Source organism: Vibrio sp. T13N (assembly GCF_032970445.1).
Lineage (GTDB): Bacteria > Pseudomonadota > Gammaproteobacteria > Enterobacterales > Vibrionaceae > Vibrio > Vibrio diabolicus.
Map to the genome: position 1 here is coordinate 210,599 of NZ_JAWJYE010000008.1, position 25,833 is coordinate 236,431.

Consider the following 25,833-nt stretch of genomic DNA (forward strand, 5'->3'; position numbering starts at 1 on the left):
TCACGCTTTTGAGATGCTCTCAATGTCAGTTCAGTGTCAAAAAGTGCTTTTAACGTTTTTGATTTTTTATATTTAAATTTAAGTTTTTGATTTTTAATTGATTATATTATTTTTGATCTTCTCATTTTGAAGTCGCTCAGATTGCTGTAGGGAAAGTTTTTTAGTGCGAAAAAAGTTTGTCATATTTGCCCCGTCCAAACATTGTTTCAAGTTCCTGCCATGTCCTAGTTAGCGAATTTGAAAATGGAAAAAACTAAAAAATATAGGGGTTAAAAATGTCTTACCTAAAGAAAAGCCTACTTGCTACGGCAATCACAGGCATGATGTTCAGTGGTGCTGCATTTGCTGATGGTGCAAACAGTGACGCAGCAAAAGAGTTCCTAACCAAAGATTCATTCTCTTATGAAGTTTACGGGATCATCGCGATGCAGGCCGCGTACCGCGATTACGATTCTGGAAACAAAGCAACGGACGATGATCTAGGTGGCATGCAGCTAAACAACGAATCTCGCATCGGTTTCCGCGGTAAAAAACAATTTGCTAACTTCGGTCCTACTTTTATTTGGCAAATCGAAGGTGGTTACGTTGACCCTAGCTTTGGCGGCGAGGGAGCAGGTCTTGGTGAACGTGACACATTCGTCGGTTTTGAAAGTGCATCTTGGGGTCAAGTTCGTTTAGGTCGAGTATTAACACCGATGTACGAATTGGTTGACTGGCCTGCATCTAACCCAGGTCTCGGTGATGTTTACGACTGGGGTGGTGCAATCGGTGGTGCTAAGTATCAAGACCGTCAATCAAACACCATTCGTTGGGACTCGCCAATGTATGCGGACAAATTCTCTCTAGATATTGCGGCTGGTGCAGGTGACAAAGCGGGTTTGGGTGAAGGTGATGACTACTGGGGTGGTATCGCAGCGCACTACAAAATTGGTCCAATTCAGTTAGATGCCGCATATGAGGGTAACCGTAACATTAAGATGGAAGGCCAAACGTGGGAAAACAACACATACTTGGTGGGTGCTCAAGGCTGGTTTGATAACGGTATTTCTTTCTTCGCGCAATACAAATACATGGAAGCTGACGCAAGCAACGGCGTGAGTGAGAAGCAAGACGCAATGTCTGCCGCTATCATGTACACCACAGGTGATTGGCAATACAAACTGGCTTACGCAGCGAACTTCGATCTAGAGCGTGATGGTAAGACAATTAACGATACAGCAGACGATGTACTATCTGCACAAGTTATGTACTTCGTAGACCCATCGGCAGTGCTTTACGTACGTGCTCGTACTCTAGACTTTGGCGACGGTGCATATCAACTGGATAAACCAACAGAAGCGCGTTGGAAATCTGCGGACTACGATGAGTTCTCTGTGGGTGTTGAATACTACTTCTAATAAAGAAGCAGCTAAAAGGGCGGAAACGCCCTTTTTGTCTTGATACTGATTCAAATAAGCCTTTGGAATGACTGGCCTGTAAGTTTCAGAGGCTTATCTAAATTGGTATAAAGTGAGAAACCACGATGAAAAAAACAACGACACTTCTCGGACTTTGCGCAATGCTTTCTGCGCCTGCTTTTGCTGCTCAACTGACTCTGCAAGCTGAACTGGTTCCTCGCGTTCTCAACGGTGAGTTCGTGTACCCTGAGTGGATTTCCAAAAATAACAGCATCGAGCTGAAGGACGGGGAAAATCAGTTGGCGGTGACGGTTGGACAAATTGTCTTTGAAGATGGCAAGCGCCGTAAGTTCGATTCGCAGCCACTGGTATTAGAGTTTGAAGCAGAAAAAGACGCCGAACTATCGCTGACTTACAAAGCGTTCCGTACCATCGAAGAAGCGAAAGCTTTCGAACTCGATCCCAAAGTGGTATTGAAAGACAAACACGGAAAAGAAGTGGCATTCTCTATGGTTCAACTTCGTAAAGGTGGCTTGCAAGGTTTTCGTGATTACGAGCGAGAAGTGGCTGACTATAACAATGCAATGAACAAAGAATCGACCAAGGCAAGCATTGCGTCTTCTCCGGCGGAAACCAAAACACTCAAAGCATCGTTTAATGAGTTAAGCCGTGAAGAGCAGCAAGAATTTATGCAATGGGCGATGCGTAACCTGAAGTAATTTCGTTCTGCACTTTAACAGTAAATAGGAGGGCAGTACCTTTATTGGTGCTGCCCTGTTTGTATTTCTGGTGTCAAACCGATTGTAGAATTGACTTACGGTGGTAAAATGTCGCCACTTTTATCCTTGACATTACAACGAGAGATCTCTCGTTGCTCATTACCCCTAAGGAACTCAAATGACGGTTAAAACTCGTTTTGCTCCTAGCCCAACTGGCTATCTACACGTTGGTGGTGCGCGTACTGCACTTTACTCTTGGCTATACGCTAAAAACCAAGGTGGTGAATTCGTTCTACGTATCGAAGATACAGACCTTGAGCGTAACTCTCAGGAAGCGGTTGATGCAATTCTTGAAGGCATGGAATGGCTAGGCTTGGAGTGGGATGAAGGTCCTTACTACCAAACTCAACGTTTTGACCGTTACAACGAAATGGTTGATAAGCTTCTTGCTGAAGACAAAGCTTACAAATGTTACGCGTCTAAAGAGCTGCTAGATGAAATCCGTGCAGAGCAAGAAGCAAATAAAGAAATGCCTCGCTACGATGCTAACCATCCAAAAATCAAAGCAGCAAACGAAGCGGCAAAAGATGGCGATCCATGTGTTATCCGTTTCCGTAACCCGAAAGAAGGCAGCGTAGTATTTGATGATCAAATCCGTGGCCGTATCGAAATCCGCAACGATCAAATGGATGACCTAATCATTCGTCGTACTGACGGTTCACCTACTTACAACTTCTGTGTAGTAGTGGATGACTGGGACATGGGTATCACTCACGTTGTTCGTGGTGAAGACCACATCAACAATACGCCTCGTCAAATCAACATCTACGAAGCACTAGGTGCACCAGTACCAACGTTTGCGCACTGTGCAATGATCTTAGGTGATGACGGTGCGAAACTGTCGAAACGTCACGGCGCTGTATCGGTCATGCAATACCGCGATATGGGTTACTTGCCTGCAGCACTAAACAACTACCTAGTGCGTCTAGGTTGGTCTCATGGCGACCAAGAAATCTTCTCTCAAGAAGAGATGATCAACCTATTCAGCCTAAACGCAGTATCTAAGTCAGCGTCTGCCTTCAACACGGACAAACTGCAATGGTTGAACAACCATTACATCAAAAATTCAGATCCTGCGTACGTTGCAGAGCACCTACAATGGCACCTAGATCAACAAAAACTAGACGTAGCGAATGGTCCTGCTATCACTGACGTGATCAAGCTAGTGGGTGAGCGTTGCAACACGCTGGTTGAGCTAGCTGAGCAAATCCGTTACTTCTACGAAGATTTCTCTGAGTTTGAAGCGGGCGCAGCGAAGAAACACTTGCGTGGCGTGGCTAAAGAGCCTCTAGAACTTGCATTAGCGAAAGTGGAAGCACTAACTGAATGGACGACAGCAAACATCAAAGATGGCGTTATCGCTGCAGTCTGTGAAGAGCTAGAAATCGGCATGGGCAAAATCGGTATGCCATTACGTGTTGCTGTAACAGGCGGCGGTCAGTCTCCTTCTGTAGATGCAGTAATGGAACTGGTTGGCAAAGAGCGTTGTGTTGCTCGTATTAAGATGGCGCTTGAGTTCATTGCTGAGCGTGAAGCAAACGCATAATTGCTTTGAACTAAACGTTCTTTTGAATAAATAGTCATAAAGCCGCGGTAAACACCCGCGGCTTTTTTGTATCTGAACCTTAGATAATGAGAAACCTTCTCATATGTCGGTGAAGGATGTGGGATTTAGGACCGTAATTCACCTAGGTATGGATAAGATTTTTTAATCCAAATATCGTTGGCATGAATAAAAAACGAACGGTTATATATCAAATATATGTCTGATTTTTATCCATGCTCCTTAAAGTTCCATTTTTGTTGTCTCATTTTTAAGAAAAAACTTTGCTTAAGTTGTAGTGTTCCAGAAAACGAGGCAAACGTTTGCGTCGTGGTTGTGTGGGGATTTTTTTGCTTAAGATCACATGTTGTTGAGATTTTTGATGACAATAAATTGACAGAATTGGGATTTTTCTCGCGATTTCTTAGCGTTATAGTTCACCCCGTCAGTGATACCGAGATGGCGATATGTATCACTGAACAGGAAATGTACGTAAGTAGCTTCCATAAAAAAAATGCATGTGCATAAAAAGAAGCTGACTAAGTATCTCACTCAAGGAATGAATAAAAAGAATTGAAATACAACGTCAGTCAGACGGCGCATTTCGGCATCTAACAAAAGAACTTCTTTAGAGGAATCAATAATGAAAAAATTAGCAGCGGTAATTTCAGCGTCTCTACTTATGGCTTCAGCAGCACAAGCAGAAGTATACGTTGGTGGTAAGATGGGTAAGTCATGGATGGAAGACGCGTGTGTAGCGGGCCAGGCTTGTGACAAAGACGACTCTACTCTTGGCGCTTTTGTTGGTTACGAAATGAATAAATACTTCGCAGTAGAAGCAGGTTTCGACAACATCGGTGATTTTAACCAAACTTCTTTCGGTGGCCATGTAGAAGCAATCACTCTTGCACCTAAATTCAGCCTACCAATCACTGAAGACATCGCACTTTACGGTAAAGTGGGTGGCGCTTACGTAATGTTTGATGGCAAAGATGATTACTCTTACCTAGGCGCAGCTGGCCTTGAGTTCAACCTAAGCCAAAACGTAACTGCTCGTGCGGAATACCAAACTCTGACTGATATCAGCAACGATGTAACTCGTGCGACAGGTAACACAGCAACACTGGGTGTTTCTTTCAAATTCGGTGGCAACGATGAGCCAGTAATCGTAGAAGAGCCAGTTGTTGTTGAAGAAGTGGTTGTAGAAGAAGTCGTAGAAGAGCCAGTAGTTGTAACGAAAACATTCGAAACTCAAACAATCGGCACTGGTAGCTTCGATCTAAACAGCACAACTCTAAAACCAGAGAGCGCTGCAAAACTTGATAACCTAGTTGCTTTCCTAAACGAGCACCCACAAGCGAACGTTGAAGTTGTAGGTTACACAGATACTTCTGGCCCAGCAGCTTACAACCTAAAAGTTTCTGAGAAACGCGCGGAATCTGTAGCTAACGCACTCGTTGAAAAAGGCATTGATTCATCACGTATTCAAGCGCGTGGCGAAGGTGAAAACAACCCAATCGCTTCAAACGACACTCGTGAAGGTCGTCAGCAAAACCGTCGCGTAGAAATCGTTGTTCCAGAGTTTGAATACCAAGTTCAGCAATAAGCTCCTATCCGACCGTAGTATAGAAGACTGAAGCTGAAAGCCCCAAAGAGTTCGCTCTTTGGGGCTTTTTCATTTCTATTTGAAACGGACTGAAAAGCTAAAAACGGTAAACATCATTTGAGGTCAATGCTGTTTAAGCGCCCCATGAATGTTAGGATTTCCAAGTTGTCTTTATGTGCTTCTAACAACGCTTTTTTGGTTTGCATGTAGGCGGCAAGCTTGCCGTATTTACTAATAGAGCGAACCACCGTTTTGTATTTGTAGTCACCGTCATCATTGAACTCTCGCCACTTAGCGATGTAACACGTATCTCGGTTATCTGGGTTTTCAAGAGTGGGGTTAGGCTTGTGAACAATTTTTGGCTCAACGCTGTGTGGGAGTCTGGTCATGAGATAAGGATCCTTCAAAAGACGTCGCCAAAATTTGCCCCACATTTGCCGGCCTAATTCGTTTCTCAGCTTAATGGCTTTTTGTAAGCCTTTCTTTTCTCCAATACGAACAAACCCAACCGAGCGGTGCAGTACCGTGTCCTCGGGGGTATGGATATGAATCTTAAAGGCAGTCTTGCCTTTAGAAATAAAGCGGTGTCCAGTGTTAGTTATTAAATTGCTCTTAGACATAGTGCTAACTAATAATTTTATTAATAGCTAAAAGGGTAAGCAAAACTCATAGATAATTAAAGTAATAAAATACAAAACTGTAAATAGGGCTTGTTGAAATGATTTCAAGGGGAAGAGGTCGGAACAGTAAAAGGTTTTATCTCGTCGAGTAAAGGAGTGAGACGATCATATTGATTACTGAAGAAATTGTTTCACACGTTACTTGGAAACGCTCTGTGAAGCTCGAAATAGTGGATACAAAAAAGCCTTAGCTCAAGTGGGAGCTAAGGCTATGATATGGCGCCCCCAGTAGGATTCGAACCTACGACCTGTCCCTTAGGAGGGGACTGCGCTATCCAGCTGTGCCATGGGGGCGTAATACCAATAGTTGCAGTTCATTGAACCGTTTTACTGAATGCAAACCTAGCAACTTTGTTTAGGTCTTTATCAGTATCACTTTGAACGACTCACTACGGTCATTGGTATAATCAAATAAGATGCGCTGCCTATGATATTCAAAAGTGAGCATATCTCAAGACTTAATGTTTGCTTTTATAGGATCTTGTTCATTACGTCGCCAATTTGAACACTAGACGCTAAATTTGGCTGATCAATCGTCAGCTCGGCTTCGTGTTCGTATATACGAGATACCGTCAATGTAATTTCACTTTGCGATACTTTATTTCTTGGTAATCCGTTTTGGTCGATAAATGATGCGGTGTGCCAAAGCTGCAATTTGTCTCCCTCTTTTACGCCATGCATACGGCCGAGATCTATCGTTACGGTATTGCCGAAGACAGCAACGACCTCTGGCAGCGTAATTTTGCAAGACAGCTCTGACTCTAGATCCAGCATTATATTGCGACTAACGCGTAGCATCATCTCGCCATAGGTCGACGCCCAAAAGCGCGCACTGCGAGTATCTACTTGGCTCGTTTTGGCAAATGGCCAACGCGCCACTTCACGGTAGGCTTTGTTGAAGACTTCATGACCAGTTTTACCATCAAATACTTTCATCTCTAACGCAAACTGACGATTGATGATGTCATCTTGCAGTAGTTGAGATTCGACCGTCGCAGTGAGATCGGTAATGACTCCCCCAATGATGTATTGTGCGCCGTTATCTTGCGCGATCATTTGAGTACGAGCGGGATAGTTACTGCTAATTGAATAGTCCGTTGTACCCACAGACACAAAGCTGCGAGAGGTTTGATCCAGCTGGCGATTCACCACGCGGCTAAAATCGTCACCCACTTGGTAAATCTGTCCCATCACCGCTTGTTGTGGTGAGGCAACCTCAATATTGCCGACAAGGATCGTCTTTTTGTATTGGTCGGTGTGGCAACCCGTTGCCGATGGATAAATATCGACGCGAATTTTTACCTCGACTTTACCTCGACGTTTACGCTCAGACTCGACCAAAATGTAACGGACTTCATGGTTGGTAAACTGGTACTCGTTACGGCTTTCTTCTAGTAGCGGCATCAAATTGCTGATACTGCCAATATCTGCGCCCGAAAAATTGACGGCTTTGAACAGCGCGTCTTCCAACGCATGGAGCCTTGCCGTCTCTTCTGAAGAAACGATAGTGGCAACGCCTGTTACTTCATACCAAGATGCCATTACTTTAAAAGGAACAAGCATCACTAAAGTGATTGAAAACAGACTGTTTAATATTTTTTTCATTGATTACAACCGTTCGGGTATAAATATTGCTTTAACAATTTCAGTGAAGTTTGGTGGATTTTTCTTCGTTAGGCAAACAAAGAAAAGCAAAGACTGTTCCAATATTCACTTTCTTAGAAAGGAATTAATCAAGAACGGTATCACCTCAGATTATCTGGAGAATCAAACCATGAAAAAGTGGCTTGTCGCCGCATCGATGATGACGCTTCTGACATCGTGCGCGTACTCACCGATTTACAATGGTAAAGAACCGTACTCGGGAAGCCAGTTCATGCTTATGGATAGTCCACGTCATACGATGGACTTTTTCATTGAAAGCATGACCGAAGACCTGATGGTTTCTAATGTGGCGGTATCTGCGCGGACACCGATTGCGATTACCTCGTTTGTTGATCTACAAAATATGGATGCAACAAACTGGTTAGGTAACTCGGTCTCGGAAGGTTTTATCCATCAGTTCCAGCGCCGAGGGTTCAAAGTGGTTGATTTCAAAACTACGGGCTCTATCCAAGTGACGCAGCAGGGCGATTTTGCTTTAAGCCGTGATTGGCAAGATCTGGCGCAAGAGCAACAAATTCAGTATGTACTGACCGGCACGATGCTGCGCCAAGAGGGCGGGGTGCTGGTCAATGCACGTGTGGTCGGTATGCAGAGCCGTGTGGTTGTAGCAACGGCGCAGGGTTTCCTTCCGGCTGACCGTATTGGTCGTGACTTAGATACGTTAAACAGTATCCGTACGCAAGATGGCGTGTTGATTCGCTCAGACCCAACCATTCGTCAGCCGTACACTGTGATTCTGCGTCCATAGGATAGAAGCATGAAGAAGTTATTATTTATTATTGCCACACTGGTATTGGTGGGGTGTCAGCCACTACAACAGATGCGTCAAGATGAAATCTTAGTGGCAGTGGGTTATGCGAGTGTCAGTGAGCAAACAGGCCGCACAGTAGAAGAAAAGCGCGTACGAGCAATGCGCGCATCAAAAATTGATGCATACCGTGAACTGGCAGAACAAGTGTATGGTATGCGTGTTAGTGGACGTGCAGAACTGCAAGACCAGCGTTTAGGTATTGAGAGCACTACAGGTGCGGTTGATGGTGTGATTCGCGGTGCAGAAGTTGTGCGTAGTTATCTTGTTGAGGACAGTTACGTGACAGAGTTGCGTCTTGATATTCGTAAAATGGATAAGCTACGTGATTACGGAGAAGTTCAACAGGTGCCTGAGAAGCGTCAACAAACCTTGTTCTAATGCACTAAGCGCATTACTTCAGAAGACCAGATAATCTTTCCAGCGGCTGATTGGCAACAATGAGTCGCTTTTTTATATCTACATTCTAGAGATGGTGTGGGGTAGGAGTGACGTTTAGGCTTTTATATTGGTGCCAAGTGTCGAAATTGTGTGGGTTTTGCCACCAGCATTGTATGTCATGCCCACTTTGCCATGAGTTCGCTGAAGCATGTTATTGAGTTTATTGAAACTCAGCTGTGCGCGACTAAGCGATTCACCATTTACTTTGTTGACTTGTTGACAGTCGAGGACGATCGATTGGATTTGAGCAACAACCTGACTTAGGTGCTCATCTTCAGTAAGTTGATTGACGTGCGGGTGAGAGGCGATTCGCTGATCAGTTGTTCTAAGCTGATCAATGAGTGTCATCTTCTGTTTGGCAATACTCTCAATCTCGGTAGAGACACGCGCAGTTATCGCTTGTGTTTCTTGACGCAAAACAGCAGAAAGTGCCTTAGCATTTTCTAGTTGGAAATTGACGAGATCGACTAATGCTGCCATAAAATACTTACCTTCGGCCTAAGTCAGTTAGCTTTTGCCTTGCAATTCGTTTTCAAACTTAATCATGTTGTCAGCCAATTTTTCAGGATCGACTTTGTATGAACCGTTTGTGATTGCTTCTTTGATTGCCGCGACTTTGGCGCTGTCATAGGCCGGAGAAGCTGCCATATCTTTTTGGAGTTTGCTAACGGCTTTGCTTTGTTGGCTGAGTGATACAGCGTCTTGTTGTGCGGGTGCTTTTTTCGATTCAGTCGTGCTGGTAGCATTGGAATCGTTACGCGCAGGTGCACGACTTGTCGTCGTCATCATTTGCCCTGAACGTATATTATCTATACCTGCCATGTTTAACCTTTGCCTTGTATCGTAATACTGGTATCCAGACTATCGACCAGTGCAAAAATAACTTTAGTCATTTTTTGCATTTTTATTGATCAGTTTAAACACGCTACCAGTGGGTATTAAAAATTAACAGTGATTTCCGCAATGCCAGTCACTATGCCTTCTATTATACGCTGTGACTTATCATTTTTCACTCTTACTTGATCGCCAGCCGCACCATCTTGCAATGCTGTGCCTTGCGTGGTGATCGTCATGCCAGAATTCACCGCTTTAATTGTGACCTTTTCATTCCGGCAAACGACACAGACATCATTACGTTCAACAACATCACCTAGGCGAACGTTGCGTTTTAGCTTTGCGCCAACCACTTGATCGTAGTTAGAAAAGCCATCTTTGCGAAAGCGCTGAAGCTCGATCATGGAAGTGGTGACATCCGACGCGCTGACGATTTCTCCTCTCCCTAGTGTTCGTGTTGCGACGATCATTGGCACCGATACTGAGATCCTCACAGGGACATAGACTTTCCAGTCATCCGGTGGGCATTCCACTAGAACATTGATGTTGCTTCGAGTACTGCTGGTGGAAGAAGCTGACGTATCTAGGGGCACTGGGCAATCCGTTGCTTTTATTCTCGAGTCGATATCTGCCGCATTAACAGATAGCTCGCCACCATCAGGCTGATCAACTGTAGCAAGAATATGTTGTTCTGCTGCCGTTTTTATTTGCTCGATCTGATTATCTGAAGCTGAATGAACAAAAAAGCTAAACATACTGAGCAAAATGCCGATAGACTTAGCGTACTTTGTAATTAGCGCTCTACATATTGTCATAGTCAATGGTGTCGAAGTGAAAGTGAAATACGCCATACTGTCTCCCTGGTATCGTGCTTGCCAGTGGTAGAGTATCATTTAAAAACAAAAAGTTTGAGATGGAGATGAGCATATGACGGGGATTCTTGACTCGGTGAATCAGCGTACGCAACTCGTCGGTCAGAACCGATTGGAATTATTGACCTTTCGACTGATGGGCCGACAGCGCTACGGCATTAACGTATTCAAAGTGAAAGAAGTACTGCAGTGCCCTAAGCTGACTTCAATGCCAAATCTACACCCGCTGGTAAAAGGTATCGCTCATATCCGCGGCCATACCGTGTCCGTTATTGATTTGAGCCTGGCAATTGGTGGCCGCCCAACCACTGATCTGGATAAGTGTTTTGTTGTTATCGCAGAATTTAACCGTACGATACAAGCATTTTTGGTATCATCGGTTGAGCGTATTATCAATATGCATTGGGAAGCGATTTTGCCACCGCCAGACGGCGCGGGTAAAGCGCACTACTTGACCGCAGTGACGAACATCGACAACGAGCTGGTTGAAATCCTTGACGTTGAAAAAATCCTGGCGGAGATTGCGCCGGTTGATGAAACGATGGATTCCGCTATCGGTGAAGAAATCGCGCAAGCAGAACAAGAAAAGCCTATTGTACGCCGTATATTGATTGCCGATGACTCGACTGTCGCGCGTAAACAGGTAGAGCGTGCGATTACATCAATCGGTTTCGAGGTCGTATCTGTCAAAGATGGCAAAGAAGCGTACAATAAGTTGATTGAAATGGCTCAAGAAGGCAATATCTACGATCAAATTTCGTTGGTTATTTCCGATATTGAAATGCCAGAAATGGACGGCTATACCTTAACGGCTGAAATTCGCAGACATGCCGATTTGAAAGACCTTTATGTTATCCTCCATTCTTCATTAAGTGGTGTATTCAACCAGGCTATGGTTGAGCGTGTAGGTGCCAATACCTTCATTGCGAAATTTAACCCAGATGAATTGGGTAACGCGGTTAAATCTGCATTAACACAATAAAAGAGACATTAATGACTGCTATTACAATCAGTGATCAAGAGTATCGTGACTTTAGCCGTTTTCTAGAATCGCAATGTGGCATCGTGTTAGGTGATAGCAAGCAATACCTTGTGCGTAGCCGACTGAGTCCTTTAGTGACGAAGTTTAAGCTCGCATCGTTATCAGATTTGCTACGTGATGTTGTTACAGGGCGCAATCGTGAATTACGAGTGGCCGCTGTGGACGCGATGACGACTAACGAAACCTTGTGGTTTCGAGATACTTATCCGTTCACAGTTTTAGCTGACAAATTATTGCCAGAAGTAGCGGCAAGCAAGCGCCCAATCAAGATCTGGTCTGCAGCCAGTTCATCGGGCCAAGAGCCGTATTCTATTGCAATGACGATTCTGGAAACGCAACAGCGTAAGCCGGGTTTGTTACCAAACGTGTCTATTACAGCAACAGACATTTCAGCAAGTATGCTCGAGATGTGTCGTGCAGGTGTGTATGACAATTTGGCTTTAGGGCGCGGACTTTCACCAGAACGTCGCCGCACTTTCTTTGAGGATGCGGACGGTGGCCGTATGAAAGTCAAAGACAACGTCAAACGTTTGGTGAACTTTCGTCCACAAAACTTGATGGACAGTTATGCACTGATGGGTAAGTTCGACATTATTTTTTGTCGCAACGTGCTGATTTACTTCTCACCGGAAATGAAATCAAAAGTGCTTAACCAAATGGCGAGCAGCTTAAACCCAGGTGGTTATCTGCTGTTAGGGGCATCAGAGTCGCTAACTGGTCTGACTGATAAATTTGAAATGGTGCGCTGTAATCCGGGTATCATTTACAAGCTTAAATAGCGGTATCTCTTCATTGATAAAAAGCCTGACCTAGTGTCAGGCTTTTTTTGTTTGCTGGTTTCCTGCCTTCGAGTGTTTCCACGTTTTCACTTGCTAAATTGAAGCGCGATTTTGCTTTGTTCCCTCATCACGGTGTATCTTTATTAAGTGAACAAGGTGAAACGACATGACATTCCAGTCACTTTGGCTCACTTATTGCTATTCCAATGGGTGATAGCTATTAAGTAGATAGAGCGCTTTATGTTTTTGGCATGCTAATTGCTTTTTGGTTATCAATCACGGTCAGTTCTTAATTGTAGAGGCAAACATGGCTATATCTTTTGACAATGCACTAGGCATCCACCAGCACACGGTGGGCGTACGTGAGCGCAATGCTGAGGTGATTTCCACCAACATTGCACAAGCCAACACGCCTGGTTACAAAGCAAGAGGTTTAGACTTTGCGAAGGAATTGCAAGCGGCAACATCTGGGGCAAGCATTGGTCTTAGTCGTACGGATGGTCGGCATATTCCTGCCACTACAACGTTGGTTGGGGACAAGCTATATCGTCTTCCTACGCAACCTGATACGGGTGATGGCAATACGGTTGATTTGGATTTAGAGCGTAACTTGTTTATGCAAAACCAAATCAGACACCAAGCATCACTCGACTTTCTAGGCAGCAAATTCAAGAACTTAACCAAAGCAATCAAAGGGGAATAATTTAGATGAGCTTATTTAACGTTTTCAATGTGACAGGTTCCGCAATGAGCGCTGAATCCGTTCGTCTGAACACTACCTCAAGCAACTTGGCGAACGCCGACAGTGTCAGCAGCTCTGCGAAAGACACTTATAAAGCGCGCCATGCTGTGTTTGGTGCTGAGTTAAGTAACGCCATGCGTGGCGGTGATACGGTGCCAGTGAAAGTGATGGGCATTGTAGAAAGCGATAAACCGCTGAGTGCGGAGTACAACCCAGACCATCCCCTTGCAAACGAAGAAGGCTACATCTACAAGCCGAACGTCAATGTAATGGAAGAAATGGCGAACATGATTTCAGCTTCTCGCGCATACCAAACCAATGTGCAAGTAGCAGATTCTAGTAAACAAATGCTGCTGCGTACGCTGCAGATGGGTCAATAAGGATAAGGAGGTAGCGTATGGCCGGAATTAACAACGTTGGTCAAAGCGGCTTGTCCTATATCGACCAGCTTAAAAGTCTACAAGAGAGTAACAAGAAGACGGAAGAGAGCACGGGTAAGCAGGACCTAAAACAGGAAGACTTCTTATCATTGCTCACGAAGCAATTGTCTCAACAGGACCCTTTTAAGCCGGTAAGTAATGACCAGATGATTGCGCAAATGGCTTCATTTGCGACCGTTGATGGCATTGGCAAGATGAACACTCAGTTTGAGAGTTTGAACTCGTCAATGACATCAAACCAAGCGTTACAAGCTTCCTCTTTGGTAGGACGTGACGTATTGGTCCCAGGAGCGGCAGGTGTGAAGCAGGACGACGCGCCAATGGCGGCAATGGTTAAGCTTTCACAATCTATCGATAATCTGTTTGTTCGTGTAGAGGATGAAGCTGGCCAACTGGTTCGTACTTTTGAGGTAGGAGCGAAACCAGCCGGCGACACGCGTGTGCTTTGGGACGGTAAAGATGAAAGCGGAAATCCACTGCCTGCTGGCAAATACAAAGTGAAAGCGTCTGGCTTAGTTGAAGGGGAGTCGCAAGAGTTCCCAGTATCGACATACGCCAACGTAAACAGCGTATTGCTCGGCAAAGGTGACGGAAACGTATTACTCAATCTGGCTGGTTTTGAATCGCCAGTTCGACTTGCAGAAGTTTTGGAAGTCGGCAAAGCGTAGTCATAGCTCGCTAGATTAGGAGATTTTGGAATGTCATATGTATCTTTAAGCGGTTTGTCCGCCGCCCAACTGGATTTGAACACCACCAGTAACAACATTGCGAACGCCAACACGTACGGCTTTAAAGAGTCCCGTGCTGAGTTTGCTGATGTTTACTCTAACTCTTTATTTACTAACGCAAAAACCACGCCGGGTGGTGGTGCGCAAGCAAGCCAAGTGGCGCAGCAGTTCCATGAAGGCTCAAGCATTTACACCAACAACCCAATGGATCTGCGTGTTTCGGGTACAGGTTTCTTCGCCGTGGCGAAGGAGCGTCTGACTCCACAACAGAATGAACTGACACGTAATGGTGCATTCCATTTAAATAAAGAAAACTACATGGTGACCGCGAACGATGAGTTCTTATTAGGTTACCAAGTGGATCCAAGCTCTGGTGAGGTTTCTTCATACGAGCCACAACCTATCAATATTCCTGCTGAATTTGGTAAGCCAAAGCAAACAGCAAACATTGAAGTGGGCGTGAACTTGCCAGCTAACGGCGATTTGAAAGATCCGACTCAGTTTGATTTTTCAGACCCAGATACATACAACCGTTCAACCTCTTCGACTATTTATGACTCGATGGGTCAGTCTTACAAGCTAACGACGTACTACTTGAAAGATCAGACTCAGCCAAACACGTGGAACACTTACTACACCGTGACAGACAAAGAAGGTGAAAAGCCTTTAAATGTTGCGGCAGGTGATGCACAAACGCCAACAGGCCATGTGGGTCATACCATGAAGTTCAACAACGATGGTACGTTGGCGAGCTTGAACAATGGTCAGCCAATTACGTCTGTGGCATTAGGCGATCCGGCGACGAACACGACACCAGTCGATATGAATGGTGCCGATCCTGCGCAGACGCTTAACTTTGGTTTAGGCTCGGCAACACAGTTTGCCGCTCCGTTCGAATTGACCAAGTTCGATGAAGACGGTGCAACAACGGGTTTCCTAACCAAAGTTGACTTCGATGAAAACGGCAGCGTAATGGGGACTTACTCAAACGGTGAAAACGTTACATTGGGTCGTGTCGCGCTAGTACGTGTTCCAAACGAGCAAGGTCTGGATAAGAAGGGCGGTACGCAATGGGATTCAACTCAGTTCTCTGGTGACAAGATTTGGGGTGAATCTAACAAAGGCTCTTTTGGCACCATCAACAACGGTATGCTGGAACAGTCAAACATTGATATGACGCAGGAGCTGGTGGACCTGATTTCTGCTCAGCGTAACTTCCAAGCAAACTCACGTTCGCTAGAAGTGCACAACCAGCTACAACAAAATATCCTGCAGATCCGATAATCTGCATCATCAAGTTAGGCGAGCTTTCGCCGCTTGGCTTGATAACATCATGACATTCATCTGTTGCTTAGCCTGAAAATACCTCAGTTCAGGTTAAGCATGCTTTGATCTCTGATTTGCCGCCGTTGCCGCCATGTGGATCAAAACCTTGCCCCTTGTTGCAGTTTTCTGCCACTGAAACCCCTCTTAATCTTTTGTTTCTTATTTAAATATTTGATAAATAAGCTCATTTTATGTTGGCATAACTATTGCTTTTACTCCGTGTACAGAGAAGTTTTTGGAGTAATTTATGGATCGCGCACTGTTTCTCGCAATGAGTGGGGCCAAGCAAAATATGCAGGCACTACAATTGCGTGCTAATAACTTGGCTAACGTAAGCACGACAGGGTTTCGTGCGGATTTAGCGCAGGCTCGCTCAATGCAGGCTTATGGTGAAGGCCATCCTTCACGTGTTTTCAGCATGACAGAGCGTCCAGGGCATAACTTTGCTCAAGGTAGCGTGATTACAACAGGGCGTGATCTGGATGTGACGATTGAAGGCAGCGGCTGGATATCGGTACTCGATCACACGGGTAAAGAAGGGTTGACCCGTAACGGTAACCTAAAAGTCGATCAAAATGGCATGCTTACTAACGCAAGTGGCCATTTGGTGCTGGGTGAAAACGATGCGCCGATTACTTTGCCTATCCCTCTCTCTAAAATTGAAATCGGTCGGGATGGCACCATCTCTGTGCTTCCTCAAGGTGCCCCGGCGGAAGAATTCCAAGCGGTTGATCGCATCAAGCTTGTTAAGCCTAATGATCAAAGCTTATTTAAAGACACCAATGGCTTATTTCGCCATAAAACTCCAAACCAACCTTACGAAGCAGACGCGACTGTTAGCCTCCAGACAGGAGCGATTGAAGGCAGTAACGTGAATGCCGTAGGTGAAATGACCGCATTGATTGACTTACAACGTCAGTTTGAAATGCAAGTCAAGATGATGAGCACAGCTGAAGAAATGGATAAATCTTCAGATTCACTGCTTCGTATGAGTTAACAGAGTTAGAGGTTCACTATGCATCCAGCACTATGGGTAAGTAAAACAGGTCTAGACGCCCAACAAACCAACATTGCCACGATTTCGAACAACTTGGCGAATGCCTCTACTGTCGGCTACAAAAAGAGCCGTGCGGTATTCGAAGATTTGTTCTATCAGAACATCAACCAGCCTGGCGGCCAATCATCTCAGAACACAGAGCTTCCGAGTGGCTTGATGCTAGGTGCGGGTTCTAAAGTGGTTGCGACGCAAAAAGTGCACACGCATGGTAATGCGCAGACAACGACCAACGCACTGGACATGATGGTTGAAGGCGACGGCTTCTTCCAAGTGACGTTGCCGGATGGCAACATCGGTTACACCCGTAACGGTCAGTTCACGTTAAATGGTGAAGGCACGTTAGTCACGTCGGGTTCTGGCTACCCTGTAGAACCTGAAATTGTGATTCCAGAAGATGCGATTTCTATTACTGTCGGTACGGATGGTGAAGTGTCGGTTCGCGTCCGAGGTCAGCAAGACAACCAAGTCGTTGGTCAGTTAACCATTACAGACTTTGTTAACCCGGGAGGCCTAGAGCCAATTGGTCAGAACCTTTACTTACCAACGGGTGCCAGTGGCGATCCACAAGAAGGTGTTCCTGGTTTGGACGGTTTGGGTGAAATCCGTCAATCCATGCTGGAAGCGTCTAACGTGAATGTAACGGAAGAGTTGGTCAACATGATCGAAGCCCAGCGCGTTTACGAAATGAACTCAAAAGTGATCTCGTCAGTCGATAAGATGATGAGCTTCGTTAACCAGCAGTTATAACGGTTAAGAGCAAGAATTGAGGAGCTCACGATGAAACGTATTTGTCTACTTGCTTTGATTGCCACAATGTCGGGTTGTGCCATGTTAGAGCCGATTGAAACGGATGAAGTGACACAAGCAACGACGGTGGTTGACGCGGTAGAAGGCGATAAATCGAAAGAAGAGAGCAGCGGTATCGTGGATACACTGCGTGGCAGAAGCGATCCGGTTGCGGGTGATCCTGCATGGGCTCCTATTCATCCGAAAAAGAAACCTGAGCATTATGCTGCTGCAACAGGTTCACTGTTTAGCGCCGAGCACATTACCGATCTTTACGACGATTCCAAGCCACGTGGTATTGGCGACATTATTACCGTAACTCTGGATGAGACAACCAGTGCGACGAAAAGCGCCAATGCCGATTTATCGAAAACCAATGAAGCACAAATGGACCCGCTTCAAGTGGGCGGAGAAGAGCTGCAAATTGGCGGAAAATATAATTTCTCTTATGACTTAAACAACTCCAACTCATTTGCAGGTGACTCTTCTGCAAAGCAGAGCAACAGCATCAGTGGTTACATTACTGTTGAGGTGATTGAAGTTCTGGCAAATGGCAACCTCGTTATCCGTGGAGAAAAATGGATGACGCTTAATACGGGTGATGAGTACATACGTTTAAGCGGCACTATTCGTCCGGATGACATTAGTTTCGATAATACTATTGCATCAAACCGCGTTTCTAACGCAAGAATTCAGTACTCTGGCACCGGTGTACAACAAGATATGCAAGAGCCGGGTTTCTTGGCACGATTCTTTAATGTAGCGCTATAACACGCCGTGCTGACGGCAATTTGACTGCAAGAGATAAGTAAGCATGAAAAAACTCCTTTTAATACTGATGAGCGTTGCTCTGTTTGCTACCGCTGCCCAAGCTGCACGTATCAAAGACGTCGCGCAAGTGGCAGGTGTACGAAGCAACCAACTCGTGGGTTATGGTTTGGTTTCAGGCTTACCTGGCACAGGCGAAGCGAACCCTTTTACGGAGCAAAGTTTCGCCGCTATGCTGCAAAACTTCGGCATTCAGATGCCGCCGGGCACAAAGCCAAAAATTAAAAACGTTGCTGCAGTCATGGTAACGGCAGAGTTGCCGCCTTTCTCTAAACCGGGTCAGCAAGTAGACGTGACAGTCTCTTCCATCGGAAGTGCCAAAAGTTTGCGTGGTGGTACGCTACTGCAAACGTTCCTCAAAGGTCTCGATGGTCAAGTTTACGCGGTTGCTCAAGGTAACTTAGTAGTGAGCGGCTTCAGTGCTGAAGGCGCTGACGGTTCAAAAATCGTAGGTAACAATCCAACCGTTGGTCTTATCTCTAGTGGTGCGACAGTAGAGCGAGAAATTCCAAACCCATTTGGTCGTGGTGATTACATCACGTTCAACTTGCTTGAGTCAGACTTCACAACGGCTCAACGTATGGCGGATGCGGTAAACAACTTCCTTGGCCCACAAATGGCGAGTGCAGTAGACGCGACGTCGGTACGTGTACGTGCCCCTCGTGATGTCAGCCAGCGTGTGGCGTTCTTATCGGCAATTGAAAACCTAGAGTTCGACCCAGCAGATGGCGCAGCCAAAATCATCGTTAACTCTCGCACGGGTACCATCGTAGTTGGTAAACATGTTCGTCTCAAACCTGCTGCGGTAACGCATGGTGGCATGACGGTTGCGATCAAAGAAAACCTGAATGTTAGCCAACCGAACGGCTTTTCTGGTGGGCAAACCGTTGTCGTGCCAGACTCAGATATCGAAGTCAGCGAAGAGCAGGGCAAGATGTTTAAGTTCGAGCCAGGCTTAACGTTGGATGATTTGGTCCGTGCCGTTAACCAAGTCGGCGCAGCGCCGTCGGATTTGATGGCTATCTTGCAAGCATTGAAACAAGCTGGTGCCATTGAAGGCCAGTTGATCATCATTTAATGGTTAGGAGGTAGGTATAATGAACAATCCTAACGACATTGGTTTTATTCATGACATCAGTTCGCTGGATACCCTGCGTCAAAAAGCAGTGAAGGAAGGTAAAGATGGCGAGCAAGAAGCACTGCGTGCAGCGGCTCGTCAGTTCGAATCTATTTTCACCTCCATGATGTTGAAATCAATGCGAGAAGCCAATGAGGGCTTTGAGTCCAACATGATGAACAGCCAGAACGAGAAGTTCTACCGACAAATGCTGGATGAGCAGATGGCGAGCGAGCTCAGTTCGTCTGGTTCAATGGGCTTGGCCGATATGATTGTTAAGCAATTAACGGCTGGGCAAGGTAACGACAAGAGTGAAACGGCAATGCGTGATGCGGCAAATAATGCCGTGGAATATCGTCGTGTTGACCCGAAAAAAGCGCGTGAGATTGAACAGCGCTTGATTGAATCTGGTCAGCTATCTCGACCAAGCAATGAACCAACTCGATTCGATTCGCCAGAATCTTTTGTTAACTCGATGAAGCCATACGCGGAGAAAGCCGCTAAAGCCCTAGGTGTCGAGCCATCTCTGCTACTTGCTCAAGCCGCTTTGGAAACGGGGTGGGGACAAAAGGTCGTGAAGAACGCGCGTGGCAGCAGCAACAACTTATTTAACATCAAAGCAGATCGAAGTTGGCAGGGTGACAAAGTGACGACTCAAACGCTAGAGTTCCACGATAATACGCCAGTGAAAGAGACGGCAGCGTTTCGCGCCTACTCAAATTACGAAGACAGCTTTAATGACTTTGTGCGCTTTTTAAATGACAACCCACGTTACGAGACGGCATTGCAACAGCGAGGGAATTCAGAGTCCTTCATTCGCGGCATCCACAGCGCGGGTTACGCGACCGATCCGAATTACGCAGACAAAGTCCTGCAGGTGAAGCAGAAAATCGAAAGTATGTAATTTACTCTTCGCCAGTTCATGTTGTTTTCGAAGGCTTGCCACAGTGCAAGCCTTTACTTTTTCTGAACATTCACACCTCTCTTTTATTTGGCACACCTTTTGCTTTGATGTGTCTAGGTGATCGGTTTTGCCGATTTTATTTCGTTTTTGGGGGCATGTATGGCGTCAGATCTTCTGAATGTAGGTACTCAAAGTGTGCTTACTGCTCAGAGACAATTAAACACCACTGGTCATAACATTTCTAATGTTAATACAGAGGGTTATAGCCGCCAGTCTGTTATCCAAGGTACGAATGATCCGCGCATGTTTGGTGGTTCTACCTACGGCATGGGGGTGCATGTGGAAAATGTTCGCCGCTCGTGGGATCAGTTTGCCGTGAATGAACTGAACTTGTCGTCAACCAACAATGCCAACAAAACGGATACCCAAGACAATCTTGATATGCTCTCTAGCATGTTGAGCTCAGTTGCATCGAAGAAAATTCCAGAGAACTTGAACGAGTGGTTCGATGCGGTCAAAACCATGGCAGATACCCCGAACGATTTGGGGGCACGGAAAGTGGTATTGGAAAAGGCGAAAATCTTCTCTGATACATTAAATGACTTCCATGAAACCGTGCGATTGCAATCTGATGTGACCAATAAAAAATTGGATATGGGCATTGAACGCGTGAACCAACTTGCGTTGGAAATCCGCGATGTGCATCGGTTAATGATGCGCACACCCGGTCCACACAATGATTTGATGGACCAGCATGAAAAGCTGGTTACTGAGCTATCTGAGTACACCAAAGTAACCGTAACCCCACGCAAAAATGCCGAAGGGTTTAATGTTCATATTGGCAATGGACACACGCTAGTTTCGGGCACGGAAGCAAGCCAGCTCAAAATGATTGACGGCTATCCTGATGTTCACCAGAGACGATTAGCAATGGTGGAAGGAGATGGCATTAAAGCGATCAAGTCTGACGACATGGATGGCAAAATCGGTGCCTTGCTTGAAATGCGCGACAAACACATTCCACAACTTCAGGATGAAATGGGCCGTTTAGCGACGGGATTTTCCTACAAAATTAATCAGCTGCAATCTCAAGGTCTGGATCTTAACGGTAAGATAGGTAAAGACGTATTTACCGACGTGAACTCTGAGCTGGTGGCAAAATCTCGAGTTTTTGCTGCGCCTGACTCTCAGGCTGATGTTGCGGTTTACATTGATGATATTTCAGCGATCAAAGGTGGTGAATATTCGCTACGTTATGATGGCGACCAATATAGCGTGACAACACCGAAAGGTGAGCAAATGTCGTTGAACATTGATCAATCAGATTCTTCGTTTGTTCTGGATGGTATGAAAGTGCAAATCGGTGAAGGTCTTGCCGCTGGTGAGCGCGTATTATTGCGCCCAACACGAAGTGGCGCAGCCATCATAAAGATGGAAACCAATGATGCAAAAGCCATTGCAGCGCAAAGTTATGAAGCTTCAACCACTTTTGCTCAAGGTAACGCCAAGTTCAAAATTCGTGAGGCAGGGGATGTCAAAGAGTTTGAGGTCACCGTACAACCAGCCGACGAGAAACATGATAAGCCATGGTTAAAGATCACGGACAACAAAGGCAATTTGCTATCGGACAAATACTCATACCCGCTAGACAAAGATAACCCGATGATTGAAATCTCAGTGCCGAAAAGTCATCCGCTGTATAAAAACGGCGATGCGACTGTATTTGAGCTGAGCGAAGGTGCGCTGATGAGTGACAAGTTCACCGCTAACTTGGTGCCTTCGGAAGGTGGTAATGGCAACTTGAGAAAAATGCAGAAGATCCAAACAGATAAGATGATGGACGGAAAATCCAGTACTTTGATTGATGTTTATCACAACCTCAATACCGAAGTCGGATTGAAATCTTCTACAGCAAACCGATTAGCCTCTGTCGCTCGCTTAGAGCATGAGGCGGCACAAGAGCGCGTTGCTTCTATCTCTGGCGTTAACCTCGATGAAGAAGCGGCCAACATGATGAAGTTTCAACAAGCGTACATGGCTTCATCACGTGTGATGCAAGCGGCGAATGATACCTTCAATACCATTTTACAACTGAGGTAAGGAGAAGAGATAAGTGCTAACCCGAATTTCTAGTTTCCATAACTATCAGTCCGTACAAAATGATTTGCGTCGTCAAGAGAATAAGGTTCACCATAACCAAGAGCAACTTGCTTCAGGGAAAAAGTTACTGAAACCTAGCGACGATCCCCTTGCGTCGCATTACATTCAAAATATTAGTCAGCAACAAGAACAGCTACAACAATATCTTAGCTCGATAGTGTTGGTGCGTAATCGTCTAGAAAACCACGAAGTTAATATCGCCAATGCAGAGAACTTTGCCGACGAGTCGAAGCGCTTAACGATGGAGATGATTAACGGTGCGTTTTCTGCGGAAGACCGACAAGCAAAGAAGCGTGAGCTAGAAGAGATTGCGAACAACTTCCTTAACTTAGTGAACTCGCAAGATGAATCTGGTAACTACGTGTTTGCGGGTACTAAGCCAAAAAGCCAACCATTCTATCGCGATAAAGACGGTAGCGTGCAGTACGCTGGAGACGATTACCAGCGCAAAATGAAAGTCTCCAGCATGCTTGAGATGCCAATGAACGATCCTGGCAGCAAGCTGTTTATGGAGATACCAAACCCATTTGGCGACTATCAGCCGAATTACGATCTACAAAACGGTTCTGAGTTGCTATTAAACAGAGCCACTAACGTTGATACGAAGGATGATGCGGCGTATCGCGTGACATTTGTCGATATGAACAACGGCAAATTTGGTTACCAACTAGAGCGTAACGGTAAAGTCGTGGATGCCGATGAGTTTTCTCCAGAAAAAGGCATTGAGTACAAAGGCCTGAAAGTGCACGTAAAAGGTCAAATTACGCCTGGCGACAGCATCGAGATCGAAAAGCGGGCAGAGTTCAGCATTTTCGATACCTTCAAGGATGCAATGGCGTGGTCAGATAAATCGGTGTCGGATACGTCGGCGACCGCCAAATTGCACCAAATGACAGAAGAATTTCACGCTGCTTTTATCCATTTGAATAAAGCGCGTACTGATGCTGGCGCCCGATTGAGCACGCTCGATATCCAAGAGCAAAACCACGAAGACTTTAATTTGTCTCTGGCGAAAGCGAAGAGCAACTTTGAGGATTTGGATTACTCTAAAGCCGTTATCGAGTTCAGTGAAAACTCGCGAGCGTTACAGGCATCGCAACAAGCATTCGGTAAGACCAAAGATCTAACTCTGTTTAACTATATTTAGTCTGACTTAAGACACACTGTCTGATTTTTGATGCCTTATGTGCAAAGCCTTAAGTGCGATAAATCGACGTAAATTAAGAGTCATGCTATGCGGCACGATTTTACCCAAAGCGGCAATGACGCGAGAGGCAAGTTGGGCGGCAACAGAGTAGCGGTCAATATCCATGAAGCAAGATGAGCCTCATTATCCGGAAATGGTTTAGTGATAACGCTAACTTATTGTTTATGTGCTTCTTTTAAAAGCGGTGAAATAAATTTTATAAGTTGGCACACAAATTGTATTGAAAATATCAGAACAGATTTAGAGATTCTAAACCCTGCGTTTAAGGCAGATTTAGCAAGTAATTTTTACGGTCAGTGCTTATCCAAATGAGAGTAAAGCTGGCCGCTTCGCAAAAGCTTGCGAACTCAAAAGGAGAGCAAAATGGCTGTAACAGTTAGTACTAACGTCTCCGCGATGACCGCGCAGCGTTACCTAAACAAAGCGACTGACGAATTAAACACGTCGATGGAGCGCTTATCTTCAGGACATAAGATTAACAGTGCAAAAGATGATGCGGCAGGTCTACAGATCTCTAACCGCTTAACTGCACAGTCTCGTGGCCTAGATGTCGCAATGCGTAACGCGAACGATGGTATCTCGATTGCCCAAACCGCTGAAGGTGCGATGAATGAGGCAACATCTGTCATGCAACGTATGCGTGACCTGGCGATTCAATCATCGAACGGTACTAACTCTCCGGCTGAGCGTCAGGCGATCAACGAAGAGTCAATGGCATTGATTGACGAGCTAAACCGTATCGCAGAAACCACGTCATTCGGTGGCCGTCGTCTATTGAACGGCTCATTCGGTGAAGCGGCATTCCAGATTGGTGCGAGCTCAGGTGAAGCAATGATCATGGGGCTAACCAGCATTCGTGCGGACGATACTCGCATGGGCGGTGTGACCTTCTTATCGGAAAACGGTAAAGATAAAGATTGGGGCGTTGACCCAGCTAAATCGGATCTAAAAATCACTTTGCCAGGTATGGGTGAAGACGAAGACGGCAATGTCGATGATCTAGAAATCAACATTAATGCAAAAGCAGGTGACGACATCGAAGAGCTTGCAACGTACATTAATGGTCAGTCTGATATGATCAACGCGTCTGTAAGTGAAGATGGCAAGTTACAAGTTTTTGTTGCACATCCAAACGTTCAGGGTGAAATTTCAATTTCGGGTGGATTGGCGTCTGAGCTTGGTTTGAGCGATGAACCTCTTAGAACATCAGTACAAGATATTGATATGACAACCGTACAAGGTTCTCAAAACGCTATCTCTGTGCTGGATTCGGCACTGAAATACGTGGATTCACAACGTGCGGATCTGGGTGCGAAGCAAAACCGTCTGAGCCACAGCATCAACAACTTGGCAAACATCCAAGAAAACGTTGACGCGTCGAACAGCCGAATTAAAGACACGGACTTTGCGAAAGAAACCACGCAAATGACCAAAGCACAAATTTTGCAACAAGCAGGTACATCGATTCTTGCTCAAGCGAAACAGTTGCCAAACTCTGCAATGTCACTATTGCAGTAGTTTACTTAGCCTGTACTCAATACATTCAGACGTGGATGGGAATGCAGGCTTTTGGCAAGCAACTTTATAATAGAATGAGCGGCTCTCTCATCTCTCACCTGCCAATCATTTTCAATGTAAAGTTGCACTCGGTATGCCGGAAATGTGTTCATTTCTCTTGATCTCCACATAGGCTCTGGCGACCAACCTAGCCCCAGTTCTCTCAAAGGAAAAGGGGCTTTTTCTTTTCTAATTCTCACGTCTATCGTCTGCGAACTTACCTTCAATTGTTTCCTTTTGCTGGTTTTCTATACAATTTGGCCCACTCGGCTCGATTTGTGGAAACTTGAGCACTTTTTCTTACTTTTCTTCAATTTTTTTAGCCAAATCTCGCAATGTTATTTTTTTAAATTTTTTTCTAAAGCTTCTGAATTTGGTGTCGTTAATAGGGGTAACTTTGAGAGAACTACTTGGTTTTCCGAGACGTCGGAAACCGCTATACCGGAAAATCAATTGGAGAAATCACCATGGCAGTGAATGTAAACACTAACGTATCAGCGATGACCGCGCAGCGTTACCTAAACAACGCAAACTC

General features: G+C 45.4%; 26 protein-coding genes, 1 tRNA gene and 1 pseudogene. 21 read left to right on the forward strand and 7 right to left on the reverse strand.

Features of this window, described 5'->3' with window-relative positions; all coding sequences use genetic code 11:
• Positions 1-275: 275 nt before the first annotated feature.
• The 4 genes from chiP to R2S67_RS15260 all read left to right on the forward strand — a co-directional run bounded on the left by chiP (position 276) and on the right by R2S67_RS15260 (position 5,325).
• Positions 276-1,397, forward strand: a complete 1,122-nt coding sequence (chiP, locus tag R2S67_RS15245; protein ID WP_006743034.1) for a chitoporin — start codon at positions 276-278, stop codon at positions 1,395-1,397.
• Between the two features lie 125 nt (positions 1,398-1,522).
• Entirely contained in the window at positions 1,523-2,116 is a 594-nt protein-coding gene (locus R2S67_RS15250; RefSeq protein WP_317345448.1) for a DUF2057 domain-containing protein, read from the forward strand.
• Between the two features lie 178 nt (positions 2,117-2,294).
• On the forward strand, positions 2,295-3,722 hold the full coding sequence (gene gltX, locus R2S67_RS15255) for a glutamate--tRNA ligase (RefSeq protein ID WP_317345450.1): 1,428 nt from the start codon (positions 2,295-2,297) through the stop codon (positions 3,720-3,722).
• Between the two features lie 640 nt (positions 3,723-4,362).
• A complete protein-coding gene (locus tag R2S67_RS15260; protein ID WP_006743033.1) occupies positions 4,363-5,325 on the forward strand; it encodes an OmpA family protein in 963 nt (320 codons plus the stop codon).
• A 113-nt stretch (positions 5,326-5,438) separates the two neighbouring features.
• On the opposite strand, the gene R2S67_RS15265 is transcribed toward R2S67_RS15260, so the two are convergent.
• The 3 genes from R2S67_RS15265 to R2S67_RS15275 form a co-directional block, all read right to left on the reverse strand.
• A complete protein-coding gene (locus R2S67_RS15265; RefSeq protein WP_031780328.1) occupies positions 5,439-5,945 on the reverse strand; it encodes a hypothetical protein in 507 nt (168 codons plus the stop codon).
• 277 nt (positions 5,946-6,222) lie between these two features.
• Positions 6,223-6,299, reverse strand: a tRNA-Arg gene (locus R2S67_RS15270).
• A 177-nt stretch (positions 6,300-6,476) separates the two neighbouring features.
• A complete protein-coding gene (locus tag R2S67_RS15275) occupies positions 6,477-7,610 on the reverse strand; it encodes a flagellar assembly protein FlgT (protein ID WP_124008603.1) in 1,134 nt (377 codons plus the stop codon).
• Positions 7,611-7,779: 169 nt separating this feature from the next.
• Here R2S67_RS15275 and R2S67_RS15280 point away from each other — a divergent pair, with 169 nt between their 5' ends.
• Both R2S67_RS15280 and flgP read left to right on the forward strand, forming a co-directional pair.
• A complete protein-coding gene (locus R2S67_RS15280) occupies positions 7,780-8,418 on the forward strand; it encodes a FlgO family outer membrane protein (protein ID WP_005382013.1) in 639 nt (212 codons plus the stop codon).
• 9 nt (positions 8,419-8,427) lie between these two features.
• Entirely contained in the window at positions 8,428-8,859 is a 432-nt protein-coding gene (gene flgP / locus R2S67_RS15285) for a flagellar assembly lipoprotein FlgP (protein ID WP_047009552.1), read from the forward strand.
• A gap of 114 nt (positions 8,860-8,973) precedes the next feature.
• On the opposite strand, the gene R2S67_RS15290 is transcribed toward flgP, so the two are convergent.
• The 3 genes from R2S67_RS15290 to flgA all read right to left on the reverse strand — a co-directional run bounded on the left by R2S67_RS15290 (position 8,974) and on the right by flgA (position 10,604).
• The gene (locus R2S67_RS15290) at positions 8,974-9,399 is read right to left on the reverse strand and encodes a flagella synthesis protein FlgN (RefSeq protein ID WP_046874280.1); all 426 of its coding nucleotides are present in this window, start codon (positions 9,397-9,399) and stop codon (positions 8,974-8,976) included.
• A 27-nt stretch (positions 9,400-9,426) separates the two neighbouring features.
• Positions 9,427-9,741 (reverse strand): flagellar biosynthesis anti-sigma factor FlgM, encoded by a 315-nt coding sequence (gene flgM / locus R2S67_RS15295; RefSeq protein WP_005382018.1) that lies wholly within the window; start codon positions 9,739-9,741, stop codon positions 9,427-9,429.
• A gap of 116 nt (positions 9,742-9,857) precedes the next feature.
• The gene (flgA, locus tag R2S67_RS15300; RefSeq protein ID WP_005393139.1) at positions 9,858-10,604 is read right to left on the reverse strand and encodes a flagellar basal body P-ring formation chaperone FlgA; all 747 of its coding nucleotides are present in this window, start codon (positions 10,602-10,604) and stop codon (positions 9,858-9,860) included.
• A 76-nt stretch (positions 10,605-10,680) separates the two neighbouring features.
• On the opposite strand from flgA, the gene R2S67_RS15305 reads away from it, so the two are divergent.
• The 13 genes from R2S67_RS15305 to flgL all read left to right on the forward strand — a co-directional run bounded on the left by R2S67_RS15305 (position 10,681) and on the right by flgL (position 23,681).
• Positions 10,681-11,607, forward strand: a complete 927-nt coding sequence (locus R2S67_RS15305; RefSeq protein ID WP_005382022.1) for a chemotaxis protein CheV — start codon at positions 10,681-10,683, stop codon at positions 11,605-11,607.
• An 11-nt stretch (positions 11,608-11,618) separates the two neighbouring features.
• Positions 11,619-12,446 carry a protein-glutamate O-methyltransferase gene (locus R2S67_RS15310; RefSeq protein WP_005393137.1) on the forward strand — a complete coding sequence of 276 codons (828 nt, stop codon included), beginning with the start codon at positions 11,619-11,621 and terminating at the stop codon, positions 12,444-12,446.
• Positions 12,447-12,753: 307 nt separating this feature from the next.
• Entirely contained in the window at positions 12,754-13,149 is a 396-nt protein-coding gene (gene flgB / locus R2S67_RS15315) for a flagellar basal body rod protein FlgB (protein ID WP_005382026.1), read from the forward strand.
• Positions 13,150-13,154: 5 nt separating this feature from the next.
• Complete coding sequence (flgC, locus tag R2S67_RS15320) at positions 13,155-13,568, forward strand: flagellar basal body rod protein FlgC (RefSeq protein ID WP_005393132.1); 414 nt, start codon at positions 13,155-13,157, stop codon at positions 13,566-13,568.
• A gap of 17 nt (positions 13,569-13,585) precedes the next feature.
• On the forward strand, positions 13,586-14,296 hold the full coding sequence (flgD, locus tag R2S67_RS15325; RefSeq protein ID WP_005393125.1) for a flagellar hook assembly protein FlgD: 711 nt from the start codon (positions 13,586-13,588) through the stop codon (positions 14,294-14,296).
• A 30-nt stretch (positions 14,297-14,326) separates the two neighbouring features.
• Positions 14,327-15,640, forward strand: coding sequence for a flagellar hook protein FlgE (gene flgE / locus R2S67_RS15330; RefSeq protein WP_005393123.1), 1,314 nt, complete (start codon positions 14,327-14,329; stop codon positions 15,638-15,640).
• Positions 15,641-15,929: 289 nt separating this feature from the next.
• Positions 15,930-16,679, forward strand: coding sequence for a flagellar basal-body rod protein FlgF (gene flgF / locus R2S67_RS15335; RefSeq protein WP_005382031.1), 750 nt, complete (start codon positions 15,930-15,932; stop codon positions 16,677-16,679).
• A gap of 18 nt (positions 16,680-16,697) precedes the next feature.
• Positions 16,698-17,486, forward strand: coding sequence for a flagellar basal-body rod protein FlgG (gene flgG / locus R2S67_RS15340; RefSeq protein WP_005382032.1), 789 nt, complete (start codon positions 16,698-16,700; stop codon positions 17,484-17,486).
• A 30-nt stretch (positions 17,487-17,516) separates the two neighbouring features.
• On the forward strand, positions 17,517-18,296 hold the full coding sequence (gene flgH, locus R2S67_RS15345) for a flagellar basal body L-ring protein FlgH (RefSeq protein WP_006743029.1): 780 nt from the start codon (positions 17,517-17,519) through the stop codon (positions 18,294-18,296).
• A 43-nt stretch (positions 18,297-18,339) separates the two neighbouring features.
• Positions 18,340-19,431 carry a flagellar basal body P-ring protein FlgI gene (locus tag R2S67_RS15350; RefSeq protein WP_145532375.1) on the forward strand — a complete coding sequence of 364 codons (1,092 nt, stop codon included), beginning with the start codon at positions 18,340-18,342 and terminating at the stop codon, positions 19,429-19,431.
• 16 nt (positions 19,432-19,447) lie between these two features.
• The gene (flgJ, locus tag R2S67_RS15355) at positions 19,448-20,374 is read left to right on the forward strand and encodes a flagellar assembly peptidoglycan hydrolase FlgJ (RefSeq protein ID WP_046874278.1); all 927 of its coding nucleotides are present in this window, start codon (positions 19,448-19,450) and stop codon (positions 20,372-20,374) included.
• A 159-nt stretch (positions 20,375-20,533) separates the two neighbouring features.
• Complete coding sequence (flgK, locus tag R2S67_RS15360; protein ID WP_317345514.1) at positions 20,534-22,474, forward strand: flagellar hook-associated protein FlgK; 1,941 nt, start codon at positions 20,534-20,536, stop codon at positions 22,472-22,474.
• Between the two features lie 13 nt (positions 22,475-22,487).
• Positions 22,488-23,681: a flagellar hook-associated protein FlgL gene (gene flgL / locus R2S67_RS15365; protein WP_005393113.1), complete on the forward strand. Its 1,194-nt coding sequence runs from the start codon at positions 22,488-22,490 to the stop codon at positions 23,679-23,681.
• 6 nt (positions 23,682-23,687) lie between these two features.
• Here the strand turns inward: flgL and R2S67_RS15370 are convergent, their stop codons facing one another.
• Positions 23,688-23,846: a hypothetical protein gene (locus R2S67_RS15370; protein WP_164666701.1), complete on the reverse strand. Its 159-nt coding sequence runs from the start codon at positions 23,844-23,846 to the stop codon at positions 23,688-23,690.
• A gap of 258 nt (positions 23,847-24,104) precedes the next feature.
• On the opposite strand from R2S67_RS15370, the gene R2S67_RS15375 reads away from it, so the two are divergent.
• Positions 24,105-25,259: a flagellin gene (locus tag R2S67_RS15375; protein WP_006743025.1), complete on the forward strand. Its 1,155-nt coding sequence runs from the start codon at positions 24,105-24,107 to the stop codon at positions 25,257-25,259.
• A gap of 449 nt (positions 25,260-25,708) precedes the next feature.
• Positions 25,709-25,833, forward strand: a pseudogene (locus tag R2S67_RS15380) (flagellin); the annotation flags it as partial.

What these genes read in the sequence shown, in the direction of transcription:
- chiP (WP_006743034.1), top strand. Translation starts at nt 276, where the DNA reads ATGTCTTACCTAAAGAAAAGCCTACTTGCTACGGCAATCACAGGCATG.
- R2S67_RS15250 (WP_317345448.1), top strand. Translation starts at nt 1,523, where the DNA reads ATGAAAAAAACAACGACACTTCTCGGACTTTGCGCAATGCTTTCTGCG.
- gltX (WP_317345450.1), top strand. Translation starts at nt 2,295, where the DNA reads ATGACGGTTAAAACTCGTTTTGCTCCTAGCCCAACTGGCTATCTACAC.
- R2S67_RS15260 (WP_006743033.1), top strand. Translation starts at nt 4,363, where the DNA reads ATGAAAAAATTAGCAGCGGTAATTTCAGCGTCTCTACTTATGGCTTCA.
- R2S67_RS15265 (WP_031780328.1), bottom strand. Translation starts at nt 5,945, where the DNA reads ATGTCTAAGAGCAATTTAATAACTAACACTGGACACCGCTTTATTTCT.
- R2S67_RS15275 (WP_124008603.1), bottom strand. Translation starts at nt 7,610, where the DNA reads ATGAAAAAAATATTAAACAGTCTGTTTTCAATCACTTTAGTGATGCTT.
- R2S67_RS15280 (WP_005382013.1), top strand. Translation starts at nt 7,780, where the DNA reads ATGAAAAAGTGGCTTGTCGCCGCATCGATGATGACGCTTCTGACATCG.
- flgP (WP_047009552.1), top strand. Translation starts at nt 8,428, where the DNA reads ATGAAGAAGTTATTATTTATTATTGCCACACTGGTATTGGTGGGGTGT.
- R2S67_RS15290 (WP_046874280.1), bottom strand. Translation starts at nt 9,399, where the DNA reads ATGGCAGCATTAGTCGATCTCGTCAATTTCCAACTAGAAAATGCTAAG.
- flgM (WP_005382018.1), bottom strand. Translation starts at nt 9,741, where the DNA reads ATGGCAGGTATAGATAATATACGTTCAGGGCAAATGATGACGACGACA.
- flgA (WP_005393139.1), bottom strand. Translation starts at nt 10,604, where the DNA reads ATGGCGTATTTCACTTTCACTTCGACACCATTGACTATGACAATATGT.
- R2S67_RS15305 (WP_005382022.1), top strand. Translation starts at nt 10,681, where the DNA reads ATGACGGGGATTCTTGACTCGGTGAATCAGCGTACGCAACTCGTCGGT.
- R2S67_RS15310 (WP_005393137.1), top strand. Translation starts at nt 11,619, where the DNA reads ATGACTGCTATTACAATCAGTGATCAAGAGTATCGTGACTTTAGCCGT.
- flgB (WP_005382026.1), top strand. Translation starts at nt 12,754, where the DNA reads ATGGCTATATCTTTTGACAATGCACTAGGCATCCACCAGCACACGGTG.
- flgC (WP_005393132.1), top strand. Translation starts at nt 13,155, where the DNA reads ATGAGCTTATTTAACGTTTTCAATGTGACAGGTTCCGCAATGAGCGCT.
- flgD (WP_005393125.1), top strand. Translation starts at nt 13,586, where the DNA reads ATGGCCGGAATTAACAACGTTGGTCAAAGCGGCTTGTCCTATATCGAC.
- flgE (WP_005393123.1), top strand. Translation starts at nt 14,327, where the DNA reads ATGTCATATGTATCTTTAAGCGGTTTGTCCGCCGCCCAACTGGATTTG.
- flgF (WP_005382031.1), top strand. Translation starts at nt 15,930, where the DNA reads ATGGATCGCGCACTGTTTCTCGCAATGAGTGGGGCCAAGCAAAATATG.
- flgG (WP_005382032.1), top strand. Translation starts at nt 16,698, where the DNA reads ATGCATCCAGCACTATGGGTAAGTAAAACAGGTCTAGACGCCCAACAA.
- flgH (WP_006743029.1), top strand. Translation starts at nt 17,517, where the DNA reads ATGAAACGTATTTGTCTACTTGCTTTGATTGCCACAATGTCGGGTTGT.
- R2S67_RS15350 (WP_145532375.1), top strand. Translation starts at nt 18,340, where the DNA reads ATGAAAAAACTCCTTTTAATACTGATGAGCGTTGCTCTGTTTGCTACC.
- flgK (WP_317345514.1), top strand. Translation starts at nt 20,534, where the DNA reads ATGGCGTCAGATCTTCTGAATGTAGGTACTCAAAGTGTGCTTACTGCT.
- R2S67_RS15370 (WP_164666701.1), bottom strand. Translation starts at nt 23,846, where the DNA reads ATGGATATTGACCGCTACTCTGTTGCCGCCCAACTTGCCTCTCGCGTC.
- R2S67_RS15375 (WP_006743025.1), top strand. Translation starts at nt 24,105, where the DNA reads ATGGCTGTAACAGTTAGTACTAACGTCTCCGCGATGACCGCGCAGCGT.